This is a genomic window from Chryseolinea serpens (assembly GCF_900129725.1).
GTDB lineage: Bacteria > Bacteroidota > Bacteroidia > Cytophagales > Cyclobacteriaceae > Chryseolinea > Chryseolinea serpens.
Genome location: NZ_FQWQ01000002.1, coordinates 1,250,724 through 1,268,645 on the forward strand (window position 1 = coordinate 1,250,724; position 17,922 = coordinate 1,268,645).

At 52.5% G+C, this 17,922-nt stretch carries 16 protein-coding genes; 9 read left to right on the forward strand and 7 right to left on the reverse strand.

Annotated elements, in window-relative coordinates; translation table 11 throughout:
- Window positions 1-741: a TlpA family protein disulfide reductase gene (locus BUB30_RS19220; RefSeq protein WP_073137010.1), complete on the reverse strand. Its 741-nt coding sequence runs from the start codon at window positions 739-741 to the stop codon at window positions 1-3.
- 572 nt (window positions 742-1,313) lie between these two features.
- Here BUB30_RS19220 and BUB30_RS19225 point away from each other — a divergent pair.
- Window positions 1,314-2,009: a phosphatase PAP2 family protein gene (locus tag BUB30_RS19225; protein ID WP_073137012.1), complete on the forward strand. Its 696-nt coding sequence runs from the start codon at window positions 1,314-1,316 to the stop codon at window positions 2,007-2,009.
- A 47-nt stretch (window positions 2,010-2,056) separates the two neighbouring features.
- Here the strand turns inward: BUB30_RS19225 and BUB30_RS19230 are convergent, their stop codons facing one another.
- Window positions 2,057-2,929 carry a lysylphosphatidylglycerol synthase transmembrane domain-containing protein gene (locus tag BUB30_RS19230; protein WP_178377149.1) on the reverse strand — a complete coding sequence of 291 codons (873 nt, stop codon included), beginning with the start codon at window positions 2,927-2,929 and terminating at the stop codon, window positions 2,057-2,059.
- A complete protein-coding gene (locus tag BUB30_RS19235) occupies window positions 2,907-3,866 on the reverse strand; it encodes a glycosyltransferase family 2 protein (protein ID WP_073137016.1) in 960 nt (319 codons plus the stop codon). The genes BUB30_RS19230 and BUB30_RS19235 overlap by 23 nt, the downstream gene beginning before the upstream one ends.
- Window positions 3,867-3,964: 98 nt before the next feature.
- Here BUB30_RS19235 and BUB30_RS19240 point away from each other — a divergent pair, with 98 nt between their 5' ends.
- From BUB30_RS19240 to BUB30_RS19250, 3 genes are all read left to right on the forward strand, one after another.
- Window positions 3,965-5,563, forward strand: a complete 1,599-nt coding sequence (locus BUB30_RS19240; RefSeq protein ID WP_143164982.1) for an ArnT family glycosyltransferase — start codon at window positions 3,965-3,967, stop codon at window positions 5,561-5,563.
- 123 nt (window positions 5,564-5,686) lie between these two features.
- The gene (locus tag BUB30_RS19245) at window positions 5,687-6,082 is read left to right on the forward strand and encodes a response regulator (RefSeq protein ID WP_073137020.1); all 396 of its coding nucleotides are present in this window, start codon (window positions 5,687-5,689) and stop codon (window positions 6,080-6,082) included.
- A 107-nt stretch (window positions 6,083-6,189) separates the two neighbouring features.
- Entirely contained in the window at window positions 6,190-7,383 is a 1,194-nt protein-coding gene (locus tag BUB30_RS19250) for a glycoside hydrolase family 172 protein (RefSeq protein ID WP_221408742.1), read from the forward strand.
- Between the two features lie 2 nt (window positions 7,384-7,385).
- Here BUB30_RS19250 and BUB30_RS19255 read toward each other — a convergent pair whose 3' ends face one another.
- The gene (locus BUB30_RS19255; protein WP_178377150.1) at window positions 7,386-10,301 is read right to left on the reverse strand and encodes a glycoside hydrolase family 9 protein; all 2,916 of its coding nucleotides are present in this window, start codon (window positions 10,299-10,301) and stop codon (window positions 7,386-7,388) included.
- Window positions 10,302-10,526: 225 nt separating this feature from the next.
- Between BUB30_RS19255 and BUB30_RS19260 the strand changes: the two genes are divergently transcribed.
- The 5 genes from BUB30_RS19260 to BUB30_RS19280 all read left to right on the forward strand — a co-directional run bounded on the left by BUB30_RS19260 (window position 10,527) and on the right by BUB30_RS19280 (window position 13,878).
- Entirely contained in the window at window positions 10,527-11,102 is a 576-nt protein-coding gene (locus tag BUB30_RS19260) for a Crp/Fnr family transcriptional regulator (protein ID WP_073137439.1), read from the forward strand.
- Between the two features lie 111 nt (window positions 11,103-11,213).
- Complete coding sequence (locus tag BUB30_RS19265) at window positions 11,214-11,873, forward strand: metal-dependent hydrolase (RefSeq protein WP_073137026.1); 660 nt, start codon at window positions 11,214-11,216, stop codon at window positions 11,871-11,873.
- A 6-nt stretch (window positions 11,874-11,879) separates the two neighbouring features.
- Complete coding sequence (locus tag BUB30_RS19270) at window positions 11,880-12,332, forward strand: nuclear transport factor 2 family protein (protein ID WP_073137028.1); 453 nt, start codon at window positions 11,880-11,882, stop codon at window positions 12,330-12,332.
- A gap of 91 nt (window positions 12,333-12,423) precedes the next feature.
- The gene (locus tag BUB30_RS19275) at window positions 12,424-13,035 is read left to right on the forward strand and encodes a hypothetical protein (RefSeq protein ID WP_073137030.1); all 612 of its coding nucleotides are present in this window, start codon (window positions 12,424-12,426) and stop codon (window positions 13,033-13,035) included.
- Window positions 13,036-13,116: 81 nt separating this feature from the next.
- Window positions 13,117-13,878, forward strand: a complete 762-nt coding sequence (locus BUB30_RS19280; RefSeq protein WP_073137032.1) for a DoxX family protein — start codon at window positions 13,117-13,119, stop codon at window positions 13,876-13,878.
- A gap of 68 nt (window positions 13,879-13,946) precedes the next feature.
- Here the strand turns inward: BUB30_RS19280 and BUB30_RS19285 are convergent, their stop codons facing one another.
- The 3 genes from BUB30_RS19285 to BUB30_RS19295 are packed head-to-tail and all read right to left on the reverse strand — an operon-like array spanning window position 13,947 to window position 17,909.
- Window positions 13,947-16,514: a leucine-rich repeat domain-containing protein gene (locus tag BUB30_RS19285; RefSeq protein WP_073137034.1), complete on the reverse strand. Its 2,568-nt coding sequence runs from the start codon at window positions 16,512-16,514 to the stop codon at window positions 13,947-13,949.
- Window positions 16,501-17,328, reverse strand: a complete 828-nt coding sequence (locus tag BUB30_RS19290) for a hypothetical protein (RefSeq protein ID WP_073137036.1) — start codon at window positions 17,326-17,328, stop codon at window positions 16,501-16,503. The genes BUB30_RS19285 and BUB30_RS19290 overlap by 14 nt, the downstream gene beginning before the upstream one ends.
- Window positions 17,325-17,909, reverse strand: a complete 585-nt coding sequence (locus BUB30_RS19295) for a hypothetical protein (RefSeq protein ID WP_073137037.1) — start codon at window positions 17,907-17,909, stop codon at window positions 17,325-17,327. Before BUB30_RS19295 ends, BUB30_RS19290 begins: the two co-directional genes overlap by 4 nt.
- Window positions 17,910-17,922 lie beyond the last annotated feature (13 nt).

Here is a 17,922-nt window from a genome sequence, read left to right on the forward strand (position 1 = left end):
CTACTCGGTGATGTGCCGGATCTTTTCTTCCAGCTTTTTTTCATCGTACCACGTCTGCCGGTATTCCACTACGCCATCGGCATCGATGATGTAGCACATGTTGGGAGCCTGACCAAATTCCATCCAGTATTCATTGTCGGGTTTGTCGATCACGACCGGCACGTGGATCTGATTTTCCTTTATCCAGGTTTTCGATAGTTCAACGCGCTCTCCGTACGTCTTTGGCTGCTGCGCCGAGACGCTGTCGCGAATGTTGTTGGGGGGTATCCAGATGTCGCTGTCCGGCGAGTAGGGACTCATCATATCATTGGGATGGGCGTCGATCGTGTAGACCATGACCACTTCCATATTCTTACCAATGCGTTCACTGAGCGCGTTGATGGAAGGAAGATTTCCCCGGCTGATGTCGCACGTATAGCTACCGTTGATGATCATGACCGGCTTTCCCTTTTGGAGTTCGGCATAGAGGTGAAAAGGTTGCCCTTCCCCGGAATACAACGTGATGTCGGGCACCGTGTCGCCGGGGTGGTAGCCCAACATTTCCCATGCGCCTTCCGCTCCTTGCGAAATAGGAAGCTTGGTCTTTGCCCCATCCGAGGGGATGCGCTCGTCGCCGCCCATGCAGGAAGAGACCACCACGCATACGACATAGCCCCACGTTCTGATCTTTTTCCGGATGCGTTTGTTTCTGGTTTGGATGAGGTCGGTCGAAAAAAGGTCGGTTTGGGATGGTCGGAACACGGGTGGATATGGGTTGGTCCACGAATGTGGAAAATACGATAGGGCCACACTGTAAACTTTATACAGGAGGCCGGAAGCTTTCCCCAGGGAATCTTTTTGTTATTCCTGCATTACCGCTCATCACCCGGGCTATACGCCATTTTGACATCGGCCGGTTTAAATGAAGATCAGAAGCCTGGAACAGTCCTCCGCTTTGTTGTCCGGCTAGTAGGGTAATCGTTGTGTATTTGTTAAAAAGTTCGAAATCGATTGAAGATTATCGACGCATTAAGAAGATATTATGGACATGCATTTTAACGATGTTCGCTCTTCTCAAAGCGGCAAGGCTGGGTCGGACGATTAGACGAAGCCGTCTACAGTTTTCGCTGGTTCTTTGCCAATCTGTCACAGGCTTCACTATAGAAATTTTACAACGTCTCCTCTAAAAAAGAGGGCAAGACGTGAACAAGGAACATTCGGATTTCGTTATCAAAATCATAACACGGCGATGAAATTCTTAATAATAGCATGACCTTAAGTTTGAACGCATTTCTTCGTCGCGAAATAACTTTGTGTTATAAAAACGAATTGACATGGGATTGCCCCTACCCCATCAGAAACATATTCAATTTCTATCGTACCTGTACGGTGTGGTTATCGGCACCCTGGTGCTGTTCTCCATACTGATCCCGAAGACACAAGACATCCTGCTGGTCAATAGCACCCACACCGAATTCCAGGACAACCTCTTCCGGGTCATTACCTATTTAGGCGATGGCGCAGTTTTTGTGCCGATCATCATCATCCTGCTTTTTGTCCGGTTCTACGATGCCTTGGCGGCGACGTCACTGGCCGTCTTGCTGGCCATTATCACTTCCGTTTTAAAGCGACTGATCTATGCCGACGCCGGCAGGCCGATCACGCACATCGATAATTCCTTGCTTTACTTCGTGCCTGGCGTTGAGGTTCATTCGCATCACTCTTTTCCTTCGGGGCACACGGCCACCATCTTTGGCGTTGTTGTCTTCTTTTCGTTGTTGAGCGGCCGCAAAAATGTGTCGGTATTGTTGCTGATCATTGGGTTACTCGTCGGGTATTCGCGGATGTACTTGCTCCAGCATTTCCTGGTCGATGTCACGGTAGGCGCGATCCTGGGAACGGTAACGGCCCTTCTGATCTATTCCGTATTTGCTCATCGCAAGTATGCTCCCTGGATGGACAAGAATTTACACATCCGCGTCCGCACGGGTCATCATCATACGTTCAACGAAAAAATGTTCAAGCACTAGCTTCTGCTTGTTCTTCGTCAACGTGTCTTCGTACAATTCCGGAAATTTCACGACACCACCTCCGATTTGGGTTGGGGCTTTTGCAGGTTCACGGTAATAAAAGCACCGGCCAATGCACTGATGGCATTCAAGGCAAAGAAAATGAGGGAAAAAGCCACGGCCTTGTTGGGCTCAATGGCCGTATACCGGGCGGCCGTCAAAAAGACCAGTTCCCGTATGCCGACACCGCCTACCGTGATGGGCAAGATCGAGGCCAGGGAAGAAATAAAAAACACCACCATATATTCGCCCATTTGGGCAGGGGCGATTTCCAGCCCGCGAAAAATGATGAGCGCCACCGCAGCTTGCAGCAGTTGAATAAGGATGGCCAATAGATTGCCGGAAATCGTGATCGCCCCATACGACGGCGAGATCCACCGCGTGATGAGGTAGAATACCGGGAACACCAATATCGCGGTAGCCACCGTGGGCCACAACACAAAGCTGTAGGCATACGTCACCGGCACGAGCAACATCAATACAGCCGACAGAAAAAGAATGGCCACGGCCCCGCTCACGCGATCCCACATCACGGCCTTGAACACATAGCGCCAGGAATTGCCCAGCGTGTTGCTGATGAGGTAGATCTTGTAGCCATCGCCACCAATGCCGCCGGGCAGAAAAAGATTGTAGAACATGCCCTTATAGTAGAGCAACAAGTTCTGCAGCGTGGTGAGCCGCATGTTTTCGGCGCGAAAAAACAAGTTCAATCGCAGCGCGCCGACAATCTTGGAAAGATTGAACAACAGAAAAGAAACGAGAATGAGCGGCACCGGTACAGCCGCGATCCACACCCCCAGGGCCGGGAAATCAATGCGTGTGGAAACCAGGTAGACTGCCAGGCCTGTGAGCAGGACCTTAATGAGCAGTTTCCAGTTCAAACGCTTCGGATTTGGTGAAAATTTCGCGGATGGTATAGGTTGTTTTGTGCTGCGATTCATAATAGACACGCATGATCAGCTCGGCGATCAATCCAAACGTCAGGAACTGGATGCCCGCCAAGATGAGGGTGATGCCCAGGATCAGGATGGGCCTTCCCCAAATGTCGTTCCCCAGAATTTTAAGAACAAGCAGGTACAGGCTTATTGCCGAACCCAGCATGAAACACACGATGCCCAGCGGGCCGAAAAAGTGGATCGGCCGACGGAAGTATTTTTTAAAGAACACCATGAGCAGCAGATCGCTCATGACCTTAAACGTCCGGCCTAATCCATACTTGGATGTGCCGAACTGGCGGGCGTGATGCTTCACATCCACATCGACGATCCGGCCTCCTTCCATGACGGCCAGGATGGGGATAAAACGATGCAGTTCGCCATACAGGCCGAGGTGCTTGGCGGTTTCCTTCCGGAAAACTTTCAGTGTGCAGCCGTAGTCACGGATGGTCACGCCGGTCAGGTTCCGGATGAGCCGGTTGGCAATCTTGCTGGGAATTTTGCGCAACAGTGCACCATCCTTCCGGTTCTTGCGGTTGCCGGCAACGATGTCCCAATGCTCGGCTTTCAACTTTTCCAGCATGAACGGGATATCCGTGGGATCGTTTTGCAGATCGCCGTCCATGGTCACGATGTAATCGCCGGTTGCCGTGGCAATGCCCGACGCCATGGCGGCGGTTTGACCATAGTTATTGTTCAGTATAACGAGCTTTACACGATGGTCGGCATGCTGTTTCACTTCGGCCACGGTGCGATCCGTTGAGCCGTCGTCGACCAGGATGACCTCATATTTGTATTTGACGAGGGCGCTGTTGATGGCTTTCAGCAGGGGCTGAATATTCTCCTCCTCATTGTACAGTGTGACTACTACTGATAATTCCATAATCCATACAAAGGAACTTGATCCCGTCCGTTTTTCAATTAATTCAACGTTACTTTAAATTGAATAAATTCATACTACCATAACCAAACTATAAAGGATTGGTTTTAGTTTTCGGCATGCAAATTGTTTCGAAGCGACCTCTTATTTTTCTCCTCCTGCTCGGCGCATTTCTCTATTTCGCCAACCTGGGCGGGCCTTCCATCTACATTCTCGACGAAGCCAAAAATGCCGGCTGCGCCCGTGAGATGATGGACCGTGGCAACCTCGTGGTGCCCACCTTCAATGGCGAACTGCGCACGGACAAGCCGCCGCTTCACTATTACTTCATGATGATGTCCTATAACGTTTTCGGGGTGTCGGCCTGGGGTGCACGGTTTTTCTCTGCGATCGCGGGGCTGTTGCTGATCGCGTTGATCTATGTCCAGGTTGGCCGCATTGTGAACGAACGCGTGGGATTCTACTCAGCATTAGTCATGCTCAGCTCGATCCAGCTTACGATTCAATTTCACCTGGCGGTGCCAGATCCTTATCTCATTCTTTGCATCAGCTGGTGCCTGCTTTCTTTCTTCCGGGGATTTCACGATCAGCCCGGACAACTTTGGTGGATGTATGTGGCTGCCGCGCTGGGCTTTCTCACGAAAGGACCGATCGCCATCGTAATGACCGGGTTGATTGTTGTCACCTATCTCATCATCACAAAGCAACTCACGCTCGCGTCTTTAAAACGACTGAAGCTGTTGCCTGGCGTGCTGTTGTTTTGTGCTATAGCCTTACCGTGGTATGTAGCCGTTGGAAATGCAACCCACGGTGAATGGTTGCGCGGCTTTTTTATCGGCCACAACCTGGAGCGATACACCTCCACGATGGAGGGCCATGGCGCCTTTCCCCTGGCTCCCTTTGTCATCCTGTTCGCCGCCTTGCTGCCGTTCTCTGTATTTATCGTGCAGGCCGTGAGGCTGGCCTGGCGTGAGCGAACGGAGAAACCCTTCCTGCTTTTCTGCCTCGTTGTGGGTCTGGCATTTGGTATTTTCTTTTCATTCTCCAGAACTGTTCTCCCGAGCTATCCGGCGCCAGCCATTCCTTTTCTCGCGATTGTTCTGGGATATTTTTTATATACCCTGACACAGTCTCATAACTTCTCAAAGACCGGTCTGACGGCAAGCCTCTCCGTACACCTGTTCATCGCCATAGCGCTCCTGATCGGCGGCATTATTGCCCTTCAACAAGAAAAAGAACTAAAAGACCTGCTCCCCGTGGTGTGGATTTTTTTACCCTTGTCCATCGGGGCCCTCTTGGGGTGGTATTTCTACCGCCAGGGCAAGATCGGGGCGTTCATTTATAGCTGGGCCGCCGGCTGGATGCTGGTCGTGGTGTTGTTCTTTTATGTCGCCTACCCCGCCATCGACGGCAAGAACCCCGTGTCGCGCTCGATGCCGGCACTGGTGGGTACGTACGCTGACCGCCAGATCGTTTCCTTTCATTTATTTAACCCCGCCTATGCTTTTAATTTAAAAAAGGTTGTCGAGGTCTATCATACCCCTGCCGCGCTGGACTCGCTGGCAAAAGGCCACAACAAGGTCGTTGTCATCACGAGGGCCCAATATCTGGAGGAGTTGCCGAAAGACATTCCGTTAAAAATTATTTACCGTAGTAAAGACCTATTTGAGAGCAGCGAGACGGTCCTGATGGCCAATTGAGGTCACACGCGTTTGCTTGTCGCTGGAAAAAGGTATAACTTAAACATTCCTAAGCCTGCTACATTCCCCGGGAGGAGTGCACTAGGCTTTTTTTTATTCGGCCACCGCAACCAGTTTCTCGCCATGAAAAATGTACTGTTGGTAGACGACGACAAGATCTTCAATTTCATCAACACCCAGATGCTGAAGCAGACCGGTATGGCCAGCGAGATCCATACGGCCCTGAACGGCAAGCAGGCGATCGACTACCTGAACGAAAGCTACCGGGAAACGTCATCAGTGCCCGACGTGATCTTGTTAGACCTCAATATGCCCATCATGAACGGCTTTGATTTTCTGGAAGCCTTCAAGATCATGGGCCTGCCGGCCAAAGAAAAAGAACACGTGAACATCATCGTCGTCACGTCCTCCGACAATCAGCAAGACATCGACAAGGCCCGGGTCATGGGCGCCAGTCATTACCTGACAAAACCTTTGTCGGCCGAGAGCCTCAAACACGCGCTGGAATATTCCGAGTAGGAAAAGATCATCACACTTGCTAAATTCATTCAGGCCGGGATGCTTCCTGTTGCCTGCAGCTTCTTTTTAACCCTACTCAAATGCATCGTATGAAACCGCATCGGTCTTTGCTCCTTTTCCTTTTTGTTTGCTCCCTTCAACATGCCCTATCCCAGGCGTTGTATGAAATACCTGATAATACCAAAACGCGGTGGAGCAGTTTTGAAAATCCCGCGGCCGAAAAAGGAATGGGGGGCCGTGAGAACAAAACCGCTAAGGGGCATGCCTTTGACATGATCGATCCGAAAGGCTCCAAAACCATGCTCGATTACAAAGGCGCGGGGATCGTTCGCCGCATCTGGCTCACGGTGAATGAGCGCTCGCCCGTAATGCTGCGCTCGTTGCGCCTGGAAATGTATTGGGACAACTCCAAAACACCGGCGGTGTCGGCACCGCTGGGCGATTTCTTTGGCATTGGTTTAGGCCGGAGGACGCCGTTTGAAAGTGAGTTCTTCTCCGATCCGGAAGGCCGGTCCTTCAATTGCAACATTCCCATGCCCTTTGGTACCTCCGCAAAAATTGTGATCATCAACGACTCGACCATTCCCGTCATGCTTTTTTACGACGTCGATTTTACGACGGTGGAGAAACACGACAAGCCTGTGTTCTATTTTCATGCCTATTGGAACCGCGAGAACAAGACAAAGCTGGAGCGCGACTTTGTTGTGCTTCCACCGGTAGCGGGCAAGGGAAGATTCCTGGGGATGAACGTTGGCGTGATTGCCGACAGCATCTATGAAACCAGTTGGTGGGGTGAAGGCGAAGTAAAGGTCTTCCTCGACGGCGACTCACAGTTCCCCACGCTAACGGGAACCGGCACGGAAGATTACATCGGCACCGCGTGGGGTCAAGGCCAGTATGCCCACCGTTACCAGGGCTGCCCGCTGGCGGATGCGAAGAACAGGCAGTGGAGTTTTTACCGCTACCATGTTCCCGATCCCATTTATTTTCAAACCCAATGCAAAGTGACGCTCCAACAGATCGGCGGTGAGTCCACCGATTTTGTGCGGCGGTTGAAGAAGAAAGGGGCCGTGCTGAAACCGGTGAGCGTCGCCGCTGACAAATTTCACAAGATCCTGGAGATGAATCCGGTTCCCGATCTGATGAGTGATGGCTTCCCACAGGGCTGGACCAACTACTATCGCGAAGACGATGTATCGGCCACGGCCTATTTCTATCTCGACAAACCGGCAAACGCGCTTCCCGCCATTGCCGGCCTGGAAGCGCGCACCAAAAATTTGTTGGTCATCAAGAAGGATTGATCCTAGCGGGGCGTTACCGTTTCCCACGCAGCGCCACGAATTTCTTTTCGCAGCGACATGTCGTTGTCCGGAACGATCACGGCCACCCACGGGGTGTCGGCCGAGGTGATTCGTCCACGCCATTCCAACGATCCCGTGGCGCCCGGCTTCAGGTTGACCTCTTTCGCGGGCCCCGACAAGGTAAGGTTGTCCACCCGGACGCTGAACTTGTGTGAGCCATTGCCACGGGCTTTTAGCGTCAGGATCACTTCACCCTTGGAGGTCTTGGCAGAAAGCTCGAGACTCAACGCATGGGCCGTACGCAGATCCAATTGATAGGAACCGCCTGGCAAAAAGGTTTGTGTTTGCTCCGGGCCGCTGCCTGAGATGGTGTACTTGCCCTCGGGCAAAAAGACCCGGAAGTGACCGGTTGCCCTGTCGGGCGACACGGGAATGACCTGGCCGGTGGTCGCCTCTTTGAAGCTGACGGGGCCGTCGGCCTGGCCCTCCACCAGCGAGGGGCCGGCGAGGTCTTTGAGCAGCCAAACCCAACGGGCGACGGGGTGTACCCAGATCTCTTTGTACGTCCAGGTATTTTGAACGGGCCAATACGGTGCATCCGCCTCTCCCCTGCTTTGAATGCCCACGGGAAGCCCGCCTACCATGTCGCCCGATGACGGCGTGTAGATGGGTGCAAAATCGTAGCCTTCACCCCACATCGTGCTTTGCGAAAAAGGATTCCGGCCTATGATCCATTCCAGTTGGTGTTGTGATAGCTGCGCAGACGGAAGGTCGCCACGCAAATGCGCCGCGCTGGCGAGGGCCTGGGCTTGGGGCAGGATGGTGCCGAAATGCCCACGATAGTCCATCCACACCGGGAACAACCGGAGGTAGTGTCCTTTGCCGAGCGGCACGCCGTTGAGCACTTGTTTGCGGAAAGATTCTTTGCGGCTTTCGGGCACGTTGATGTATTCGTCGTCGGTATAGACCGAGGCGGGAAGCACGCCATAGGGCGCTGTGTAGTTGCTGATGGTTTTCAAATATTCGGAGTAGAGGGTCACGCTGGAATACCACTTCATCCAATCGGCGTGATCGGGAAAGGCATCGCACAAGGCGGTGAGTGCAAGCGTCGGGCCTTGCTCGCGGCCGCGATGGCAATAGTGGAGAATGCGTTCCTTCGCGGTAGTGGTGTAGAAGAAACCGGTCATGGGCGTATCCCAATCGGTGTGTTTCCGCTGCTGCGAATCGGTGATCACCGCCGACAATTCGATGGCCTTGTCTGCATATTTCTTGTTGCCGGTTGCTTTCCACAGATCGATGGAAGCGATGATGGCTTGGGATGCCAGTTCATGCTGGACATTGTCGGAGTCGAACGATCCTCTCCATATTTCCTTCGAGGGCTTCACGTTGGCCATGCCGGCCACGGCAAAGTTCCAGTCGGCCTCGGCCATCTTCAGGGCAAACTTCGACAGGCGTTCATCGCCGTCTTTGACCACGCGGGCCGCAATGGCCTCCACGGCGGCGGCCTGGAAATTTGTCATGGGACTGTTGCGGGCGGTGGCGGCAATGTCGTCGAAGTCGCCCATGATGTTGTTGGTGCGACGGCTGCTGATAGAACCACCGTTGCGATAGCCATCGCCGAAACTTGTTTTCGTCACCCAGTCCAGCCCCCATTGGGCTTCTTCCAGCACGCGTTCATATAGATCGGGATGGTCGCCTCGCGATTTTAATTGCTCGGCGAGGCTGAACAGACCGTAGGTGATCTCACCCGTATTCTCAATGCCTTGGGTGAGGTCGCCCGCATCGTGCCAGCCACCGTTGATGACCATGCGTTTATCGCCATGCACACACGTCCAGTCGCGGTGGCAAACGCCGTGTACGCCGGGGATCTCTGCGCCGCAGCGTTCGGCGTAGAAAAAGTTGAGTGCTTTCCAGAGGGTCCGTTCATAGACGTCGGCGTCGATGCGAAAGGGTTGTGAGGTGACGTCGCCGGCTTGAAGAATATAGCTTCCCGGTCTGCGCACTTCCGAGAAGTCCATCACCTGGAAGCTGCCAATGTGTGAGCTCACGTTCGCGATCGGTTTCGACAACACGGTCTCGCCCGTGGTTTCGTCGATCAATTTAAATTCGGTCGCCTTGATGTTGTTAGCTACGGCCGTTTTTTGTGCGCCGGTCTGGTAACCGGTGTGGCTATACGAAATTCTTCCGGGCCAAACGTCCCAGCCTTCGATCTTGTCGGCGTCTACGCGTTCGAGTTCCAGTTGGTCGAAGTAGAATTGGATGGTGTCGGCCTCGTCGGGGGTGTTGCCCGACAGGCCATAGGACATTTCGAAACTCGTGACCTTGTCGCGCGCCACGTTGCCAATTTCCCACACGATGTGGTTCCATTCATGGTTGCGCAGGATGAGCGAGGTCTCCCCTTCCTGGCCAAAGAGCGCCGGCAATTTCTCGACGCCGTCGTTATAGAGGCGGAAGTCAAGCGCGGTGGTGTAGAAGCCGGGCAGATTGGGATAGATCCAGATGGAGATGCGGTTGAACGATGACCAGTCTTCGTCGGGGAAGTGGCGTCTCACCCCAGACCTGCCCCAACCGCGGCCGCTGGTGGGGGCGGGCCCATCCAGGCGTGTAGGGGTGGTCATGAGCAGCGATTGGTTTCCATGGTGGGTGCGTTCTTTGCTGAGCTGGATCGTTGCCGCCGACGCGCTGGCGTCTACGATCTTGATCACTTTGCGGGCATCCACCACTTCGCCACCAGCGGTGGTGAAGGAGTGCCAGTGTTGGAGGTCCTCCATGTCGTCCAGCACGCGGCTGTTGAGAACGGTTTTGTTCAACCAGCGATAGGAGGCCGAGTCTTTGAAGTTGGCCACCATCGGTTCGCGGATAAATTTGAAGGCCAGCAAGGCCACGGCGGTGATTAGCAGGGAGATCTTTAATTTCATGATGAAGGAGATGAAAATATTAAGGAAGGTAGAAAGAGCGGACTTCATGAATCCATAGCGGATGTGAAAAAAATTTAAGCGGTATCGGTGACGGGTGAATTGCAGATTTCTTTGTGTGTGCTTTTCGTGTGTGCGTATAGATGTTTGAACCGGCAGAAGGTCGCGCAAACGGAATGCACGAAATTTTCTTTGCGTCTCAGCAACGCTGCGATTAACTTTCCTGCCATGAATGAACTTGAGCGCTATATCTCCACCTATTTTGGATTGACGGGGTCGGATATGCAGGAGATTGCTTCGTACTTTTCACAGACGAAGCTGAAGAAGGGAGATTTTTTTCTAAAGCCGGGAGAAGTGTGTCGCACACTCAGTTTTCAACGGACCGGCTTGGTGCGGTTTTATATCGACGACGGCGACCAGGAAGTGACGCAATGGATCTCCGGGAAGGACGGCTTTGTGACGGAGCTTTCCGGGCTGATCTTCAACCAGCCTTCGCGGTGCAACATTCAGGCGTTGACCGACAGCGATTTCTATACGATCCAGCAACAGGACTATGTGCGGCTTGGCGAGCGTCTGCCCCAATGGCATCATCTCGAAAAACTATTTATTGCCCGCTGCTTTTTGTTTATGGAGCAGCGTATTTTTTCGCTTCTTTCCATGAAGGCGGAAGAGCGTTACCATTGGCTGTTCAACCTAAACCCGGAGCTCTTCAACCAGGTGCCATTGCAATACCTGGCCTCGATGATGGGCATGACGCCCGAAACCTTGAGCCGCATCCGCAAGAAGCAGACATCACTTTCGTGATTTAAAAAACTTTGCGTCTTCTTGATTTTTGTCAAGCTGGATTTCCATTGGCGATCAGCATCTTTGTTGCGCGATGCAAAAGTCATCGTACCACTTTTAAAACCTTGCACCATGTTCATCGGACACTTCGGATTAGGCCTTGCCACCAAAAAAATCGCTCCTAACGTTTCCTTGGGAACTTCCCTCATGGCCGTACAATTTCTCGACCTGGTGTGGCCCACCCTCCTGTTGCTGAACGTGGAACATGTGGTCATTCACCCGGAACTGGGCAGCACCCGCACGTTGGAGTTTAGCGACTACCCGATCACGCACAGCCTGCTGATGGCCATCGGGTGGTCTATACTTTTTGGCGGCGTGTATTGGCTGATCAAAAAAGACCGCCGCAATGCGGTCATCCTGGGGGTGGGGGTTTTGAGTCACTGGGTGCTGGATTTGGTTGTTCATTTCCATGACCTGCCGCTGTTTCCCTGGGCATCGGCCAAGGTAGGTTTTGGATTGTGGGGGTCGGTGGAGATCACCAACGTTGTGGAGGGTCTGCTTTTTGGGGCTGGCATTTATCTTTATCTACGCTCTACCATCGCTAAAAATAAAACGGCGCGGATCGTTTTTTGGGTACTCATTGTTTTGCTGCTGTCGGTGCAGGTGTCTGGCCTTGTCGGTCCTCCACCGGAAAATGTGACCGCACTGGCCTGGTCTGCACAATTTCAGTGGCTTTTTGTAGCGCTGGGATATTGGGCGGATCGCAATACAGTACCCCATCAAAACCGCTAATCGATCATGGAAAAAGATCTCGTCATTCAAACCATCACCACCATCTTCCACGGCGCCGACCAACACGATTGGGCCGCCGTGCAAAACGCACTGGCCGACCAGGTCTGGCTGGACTATACTTCCCTCGCCGGCGGACAACCAGCATTGTTGACCGGCCAACAAATTGCCAACGCCTGGGCTGCATTCCTCCCCGGATTTGACAAAACTCATCACCAGCTTTCCCAATTTGAAGTTGACCTGGGAGGGTCGGTGGCAAAGGTCCGGTTTTCCGGAAAGGCCGATCATTTCATCGGCGCTGCCACCTGGACGGTGGAAGGTAATTACGATGCCGAGGTGGCTCAGCAAAACGGCCGGTGGCGCGTGACAAAACTGGTCTTGCACTTGGTGAATCAGAGGGGAGACCTGGGCCTCCCCGCAAAAGCGGGAGAAGTCATGAAAAACAAAACACACGCACAGTAACCCTGCCGCCTCGAATACCGATCCTTTCCATAGGAGATCAAGGCGTTCTTTATTAACTTCATGGGTATCGTTATTATAAAAAATAAGACCCATGAAAAAACTACCGGCCCTCCTCCTTTCGGTTTGTGTATCGACCTTCGTTTACGCACAGGACCCTTCCTCCAAAGAAAGTGGCGTGGCTTCTGAAAAGCCGCTTGCGTTTGAGCTTCCAAAACCAATGGAGCCGCTCTACATTGTCAACGACTCGGCTGTCATCACCCCTGAGCAGTTTAAGGCTATCAACCCTGCGCAGATCCAATCCGTCGCGGTCTGGCGCTATGCCAGTGATGTCGTTGGGCACCATGACGGAACACAGGCCGGAGTCATTCTGATCTATCTGAAAGGCTATAGGTCATCTACCGCTAAAGCTGGTAGCCTGGCTTCCAACAAGCCGTTGCCGTTTGAGCTTCCAAAAAAGACGGAGCCTCTCTATATCGTCGTAGAGCCTCGCAATATCCATGGCTCGGAGGTCATCACCGCCGATCTATTGAAGGCCATCAACCCCCGCCATATCCAATCTGTTGAAGTTCGACACTTTGAAAACAATATCGTTGGGTCACAAAATGACGTTGCGCACCGCGGCGTTGTTCTTATTTATCTGACGGATCGCATGTCGTTTGCTGAAGAATTTTCGATTCACAAAAAAAATTCTGTAAAAAACTAAAAGACGTTCACCCCGCTTGGGTTAAAGGCGATTCTGGCATCGATAAGTTTTTTATAATTTAAATGCAGAATCACATTCCCTATGCCCAAACTTATTTCTGCTGGCCGCCTGATGTTTGCCATTGGCATGCTCGGCCTTTCGTTCATTTGCATTCTTGCCCAGGATTTTATCTTCGGTCGTCCGCCGGCCTTGCCTGCCGAACTCGCCGGCATGGCCTCCATGTTGGGTTATGTGGGGGCGGGCGTTGTTGCACTTTCGGCACTCGCGATCCTTGTTAATCATAAATACGCTGCGTATGGCGCGCTCGTGATCGGGCTGTTGATCCTGATCTCCGCCCTGTTTCGCCAGGTACCCAGCTTTGCAAGTCAATGGCTTAATGGATTGAAGTCGTTTTTCATGGTAGGTGGCACGATCGTCATCGCCGCCACGTATACCGGTGAACAGCGTGCGCTCAAAACGTTGAATGAAAAAAACTGGGACGTGCTGATTTATATCGGCTGTGTTTTCCTGGCTTCATTCTTTATTGCCGGTGGCTATTCGCATTTTTTGTATGCCGAATTCGTGATCGGCTTCATTCCGGCCTATATTCCCTTTCACGCATTCTTCACCTACTTCTGCGCCATCTGTCTTTTTGCGGGTGGAATTGGGATACTCATTCCGGGTACGCGGAGATTGGCTGCGCTGCTATCGGGCATCATGGTTTTTGGCTGGTTCCTGCTGTTGCACGTTCCCCGTTTCTTCGCCAACATGAACGACCCCAGTGATCGCATGGGATTGTGTGAGTCGTTTGCTTTTGCCGGATTCTTCTTTGCGCTCGCCGGATTATCAGAGAAAAAGAAATAAGCCAACCCTTGCCTTAGCACTGTCCTTCTTAAAACCCAAGCTAAAACGACAGTGCAAGGCTGGGTTGCTCACCGGTAATAGACCACATTACAATCGGGGTGAGCTTGTTTGAAATTCTCGATCGCGCGACTGGACACTTTCGTGTTGTAGCACTTCAGCGTTTTTAAAGGAAGATTGTCCACCGGATCGAGTTTGCCCACATTCGTGTTACTGCAATCCAGCTCGGTCAGGTTCAACAAATTCTTTAGCGGGTCAAGGCGTTTGATCTGTGTGCCTGCGGCGTTGAATGTCTTCAGGTTTGCCAACATCTCCAGGGGCTTGATCTCGGCGATGGGCGTGTTTGAAATGTCGAGGTCTTCCAGGCTTGTCAACTGGCTCAGCGTCTCGATCTGCTGCAGGGGACCGTTCGTGATGCGCAGGGACGTCAGCATTTTAAAGTTTGCCAACGGCGCCACGTCGCTGATGCCGGTGCCGGAAAAATGCAATTCTTTCGGACGCACAAATTCACTCAAGGCCGTCAGGTCGCTGACGGGTGCATCCTTGATGTGCATTTTTTCGCGTTCCACCAACACGTGAAGGTTTTCGCGCGTCGTGGTGGTGTCGGTTCCCATCAGGCCCCGGAACACCGTTTTCCATTCGGGTGTAAGCCCTCTCCACCAGCGGTTCAGGTGGATGGTCTTGTACACCATGAGGCAGCGCGGATTCTTTTCAAAAAATTCCTGCGCAATGATGTCGTGCACCATCGTGTTGTCGGTGTATAATTTTTCCAGGTTGGTCAACCCAAAAAGCGGATCGATCTTTTCGATCTTGCTTTTATCGGCCATCAATACTTTCAGCTTCGAGAAGTTGCCGATAGGCGAAAGATCCGTCACTTCGGTTTCGCTGATGTCGAGGTAGCGGACCTCCTTGTGGTCTTGCAACGGAGTAAGGTCTCTTATGCTGGTGTGGGCTGCAATGACAACCTTCAACCTTCTCATTTTCCGAAGCGGCTCCAGGTCGCGGATCTCGAGGTTGCCACGGAAATTTATAGAGTCCACAACGTCCAACTTGGCAAGTTCTTCCTTGGCCGGGGTTGCGCCGAACTTCATCGTTTTGCTCACCACTTCTTTCCAGGCGTCGGGCAGTGCATCCCACCAGGTCTTGAGGTCGTGTGAGTCGAATATGACCAGCACGCGCGGGTGGGCGGCAATAAATGCATCGGCTGTTTCGCGGCGAACGGCGGCATGGTCGGCGTAGATCTTTTGGAGGTGCGTCAGTTTCTGCAGCGGCTGGAGATCGGTCACCTGCGTGGCATTCAGCGAAAGCACCACCAGGCCTTCGAGTCCACTCAACGGTGCGATGTTTTGCAACGCCGTGCTGTCGACATCCAAATTCACCAACGTCTTCATGTCTTTTAGTGGGGACAGGTCTTTCACGGCTGTGCGCGAAAGATCAAGCGTTGTGAGCTTGGTCAGCGGCTGCAAGGCGGTGAGGTCGGCGATCTTTGTGGTCTCGACATTCAGCGTGATCAATTCCGTGTTGTTTTGCAGGAAGGTAAAATCGGTCACCGGCGTATAGCTCAAATCCAGCTGCTGCAACAGGGGCATTCTTTCCAATACACTGATGTCGTCAATGAACGTGTGGCTGGCATTCAGTTTCACCAAACGATTGGAATATTTTAGCGGTGTCAGGTCGTGAACGGCGGTGAAGGAAGCGTCCAATTCCTGCAAGTCGGTGAGGGAGCGAATGGGGTTCAGATCGTTGATCGCCGTATGCGACAGGTTCAATTTCTTGAGGTTCGTAAACTCGGTGAGCGGCTCCAGGTTTTGGATGTAGGTGTTGTTGCTCAGGTCGAGGCGTTCGATGGCCATGATCTTTTTGATGACCGGATACGTGGCACTGTCGGACACATTGCCCGCGCGCAAAAGAATCTCCTGCCACTCATACGACAAGTCGGTCCACCATTGTTCGATGGCCCCTTTCTCGTCGATCAGGTTGGTGTAGATGCTGACGATGCGGAGGTCGCGGTCTTGTGGATCATAGTTGATCTCCAGGAACCGGGGCACCGTGTTGTTCACCGGCAGGCCTTCCGAGTTGGTCCCTTTCAGGTTGCGCCGGAGCGAGACCTTATAAAAAGTTTTCCCATCGGCCATCGTTCCGCTTTTGATGCTTTCGATGACAAACTCAAAATGGACGTCGGTGAAGAAAAAGTCCACGTCTTTCAGGTAGGCCACCACATCTTTGTTGGTGATGGTTTTGCGTTCCGTGTCGAGGTCGTCTTCCACCTGCACTTTGCCGTCGCGGAAGACCTTCGAGTAGCTTTCGCGCACAAGAACTTCTTTGTCGCGGGCGGAGGTGCCACTGCTGCCCAGGGTGTTCAGCATGTATTCGAGGAAGGCCACCATGTCGCGCACTTTCTTTTCGTCATCGGCCGCACTCGTCGGGGCCGCGGCGGTTTCCACAGGTTGGGTTGGGGTGGTCGTTTTTTGCGCTACAGGCTTCGGGGTTTGTTTTTGGGGAGCCTGTTTTTTAGGGGCTTGCTTTTGAGTAGTCGTTTTCTTTGCGGGCTTTTTTGTTTTCGATTGCTGCGCAAACGCGCCTACCGCCAGCAGGCATAGCAAAAAAAGAATGGGCCAGCGCGATCTACTTCGTTTCATAATACAGGTACTTTCGTAAGGCGTCCATATCGGCAAGGGTATTCAACTTGGTCAGGCTGGAGATGAGCCAACCCGTGTTGTAGCCGGGACGGTTAAATTGGGCCAGCTCGAAATACCAGCCGTCGATCTGGAAGAAATGAAATTTCACTTCGTTCACCGTCTTGAATTTCAAGGTGCCTTTTTTGATCTCATACAAAAAAAGCGAGAGGTGATCGGGCTTGAAACTTTTCGCCGCAAATTGGCTGACGCTGTCGCTGTTGATGAACGCCTTGCGCAGGTTCATAAAATCCAGCTCATGACTCAGCGGGTGCAGGAACTTACCAACCTTCATCGTGTCGCGTGCAAAGTAGGGCGCAAACATATCGGCGTAAACCCGTTGGATCACCCATTTGTAACCGAGGTGGTCTTTTTCCAACGCCATGAACAATGTAATGGGTTGGTCTTTGCCATTCTGGGTGAAGGTGGTGTGCACTTCCGAAAACCAGTTGCCGCCGTGGAAATCCAGCAGCAGTGATTTATCCAATACATTTTTTGCAAAGTCGGTTTTGACCGCATCCGTCATGCCCTTGTTGCTGGCGTCGAAGAGGATGCCGAGGTATTTTTTCCGGAGCTTGGTGCTTCTGTATTGTTTGTCGCCCTCGTAGTAGCGGTTTCCCTTCTCGTCCTCCTCGCCATTGAAGCGGCGGAAGAATTGGTTCACCTGTTTGGAAGAGGCGTAGAGCTTGCTCTCATCCTCCAGGTCCACCATTTGGGCATGGAGCGACCGGGAGGATGCGAGGAGCAGTATAAAAAATAAAAGACGGCTTAGCTTCATGCACTCGTTTCAGTCACGCGAATATCGCCCAGCATCACATCCCAGAACTCGACGGTCCGGCCTGCGATCTGTGTCTTTTTCCGTTCCACGTAGATGGTGATATCTTTCTTGGTTGTGTCCTTGTATTTCAAGCCGTCGTCGGACGTGCCTTCGAAGCGTTGATACACGGTCACCACACCCACATAGCGGCCGTCGGGCTGGCGTTCGAGGTCGCTGATGTAGTGAATGTCATACCATTGGATGGTCACCCGGTCGTAGTTGAGGGCCATGAGGCGTTCAAAATATTTACGCACTTTGTAATAGTTCACCTCCTTGCGGTTGAGGGCCGACACGCCCATTTCGCTGCCGGGTGCAAAAAGTTCTTCGGCGCGGTCCATCACCCGGTTCGCTTCCGAGAAGGCCGTTTTTTTGTTTCCGATGATGCTGATGTATTTGCTGAGATCGCGCACTTTTTCCAGGGCCAGCGAGTCGATAGCTTGTTTTCTTTCTTTGCTGATCTCGCCGGTTTGGGCCCATAGCGGGGCCGTGAGGGAAAGACAAAGGAGCAAGAGTGTGCAATATGTATAGCGGTAAGTAGCCATGATTGTTGTATTT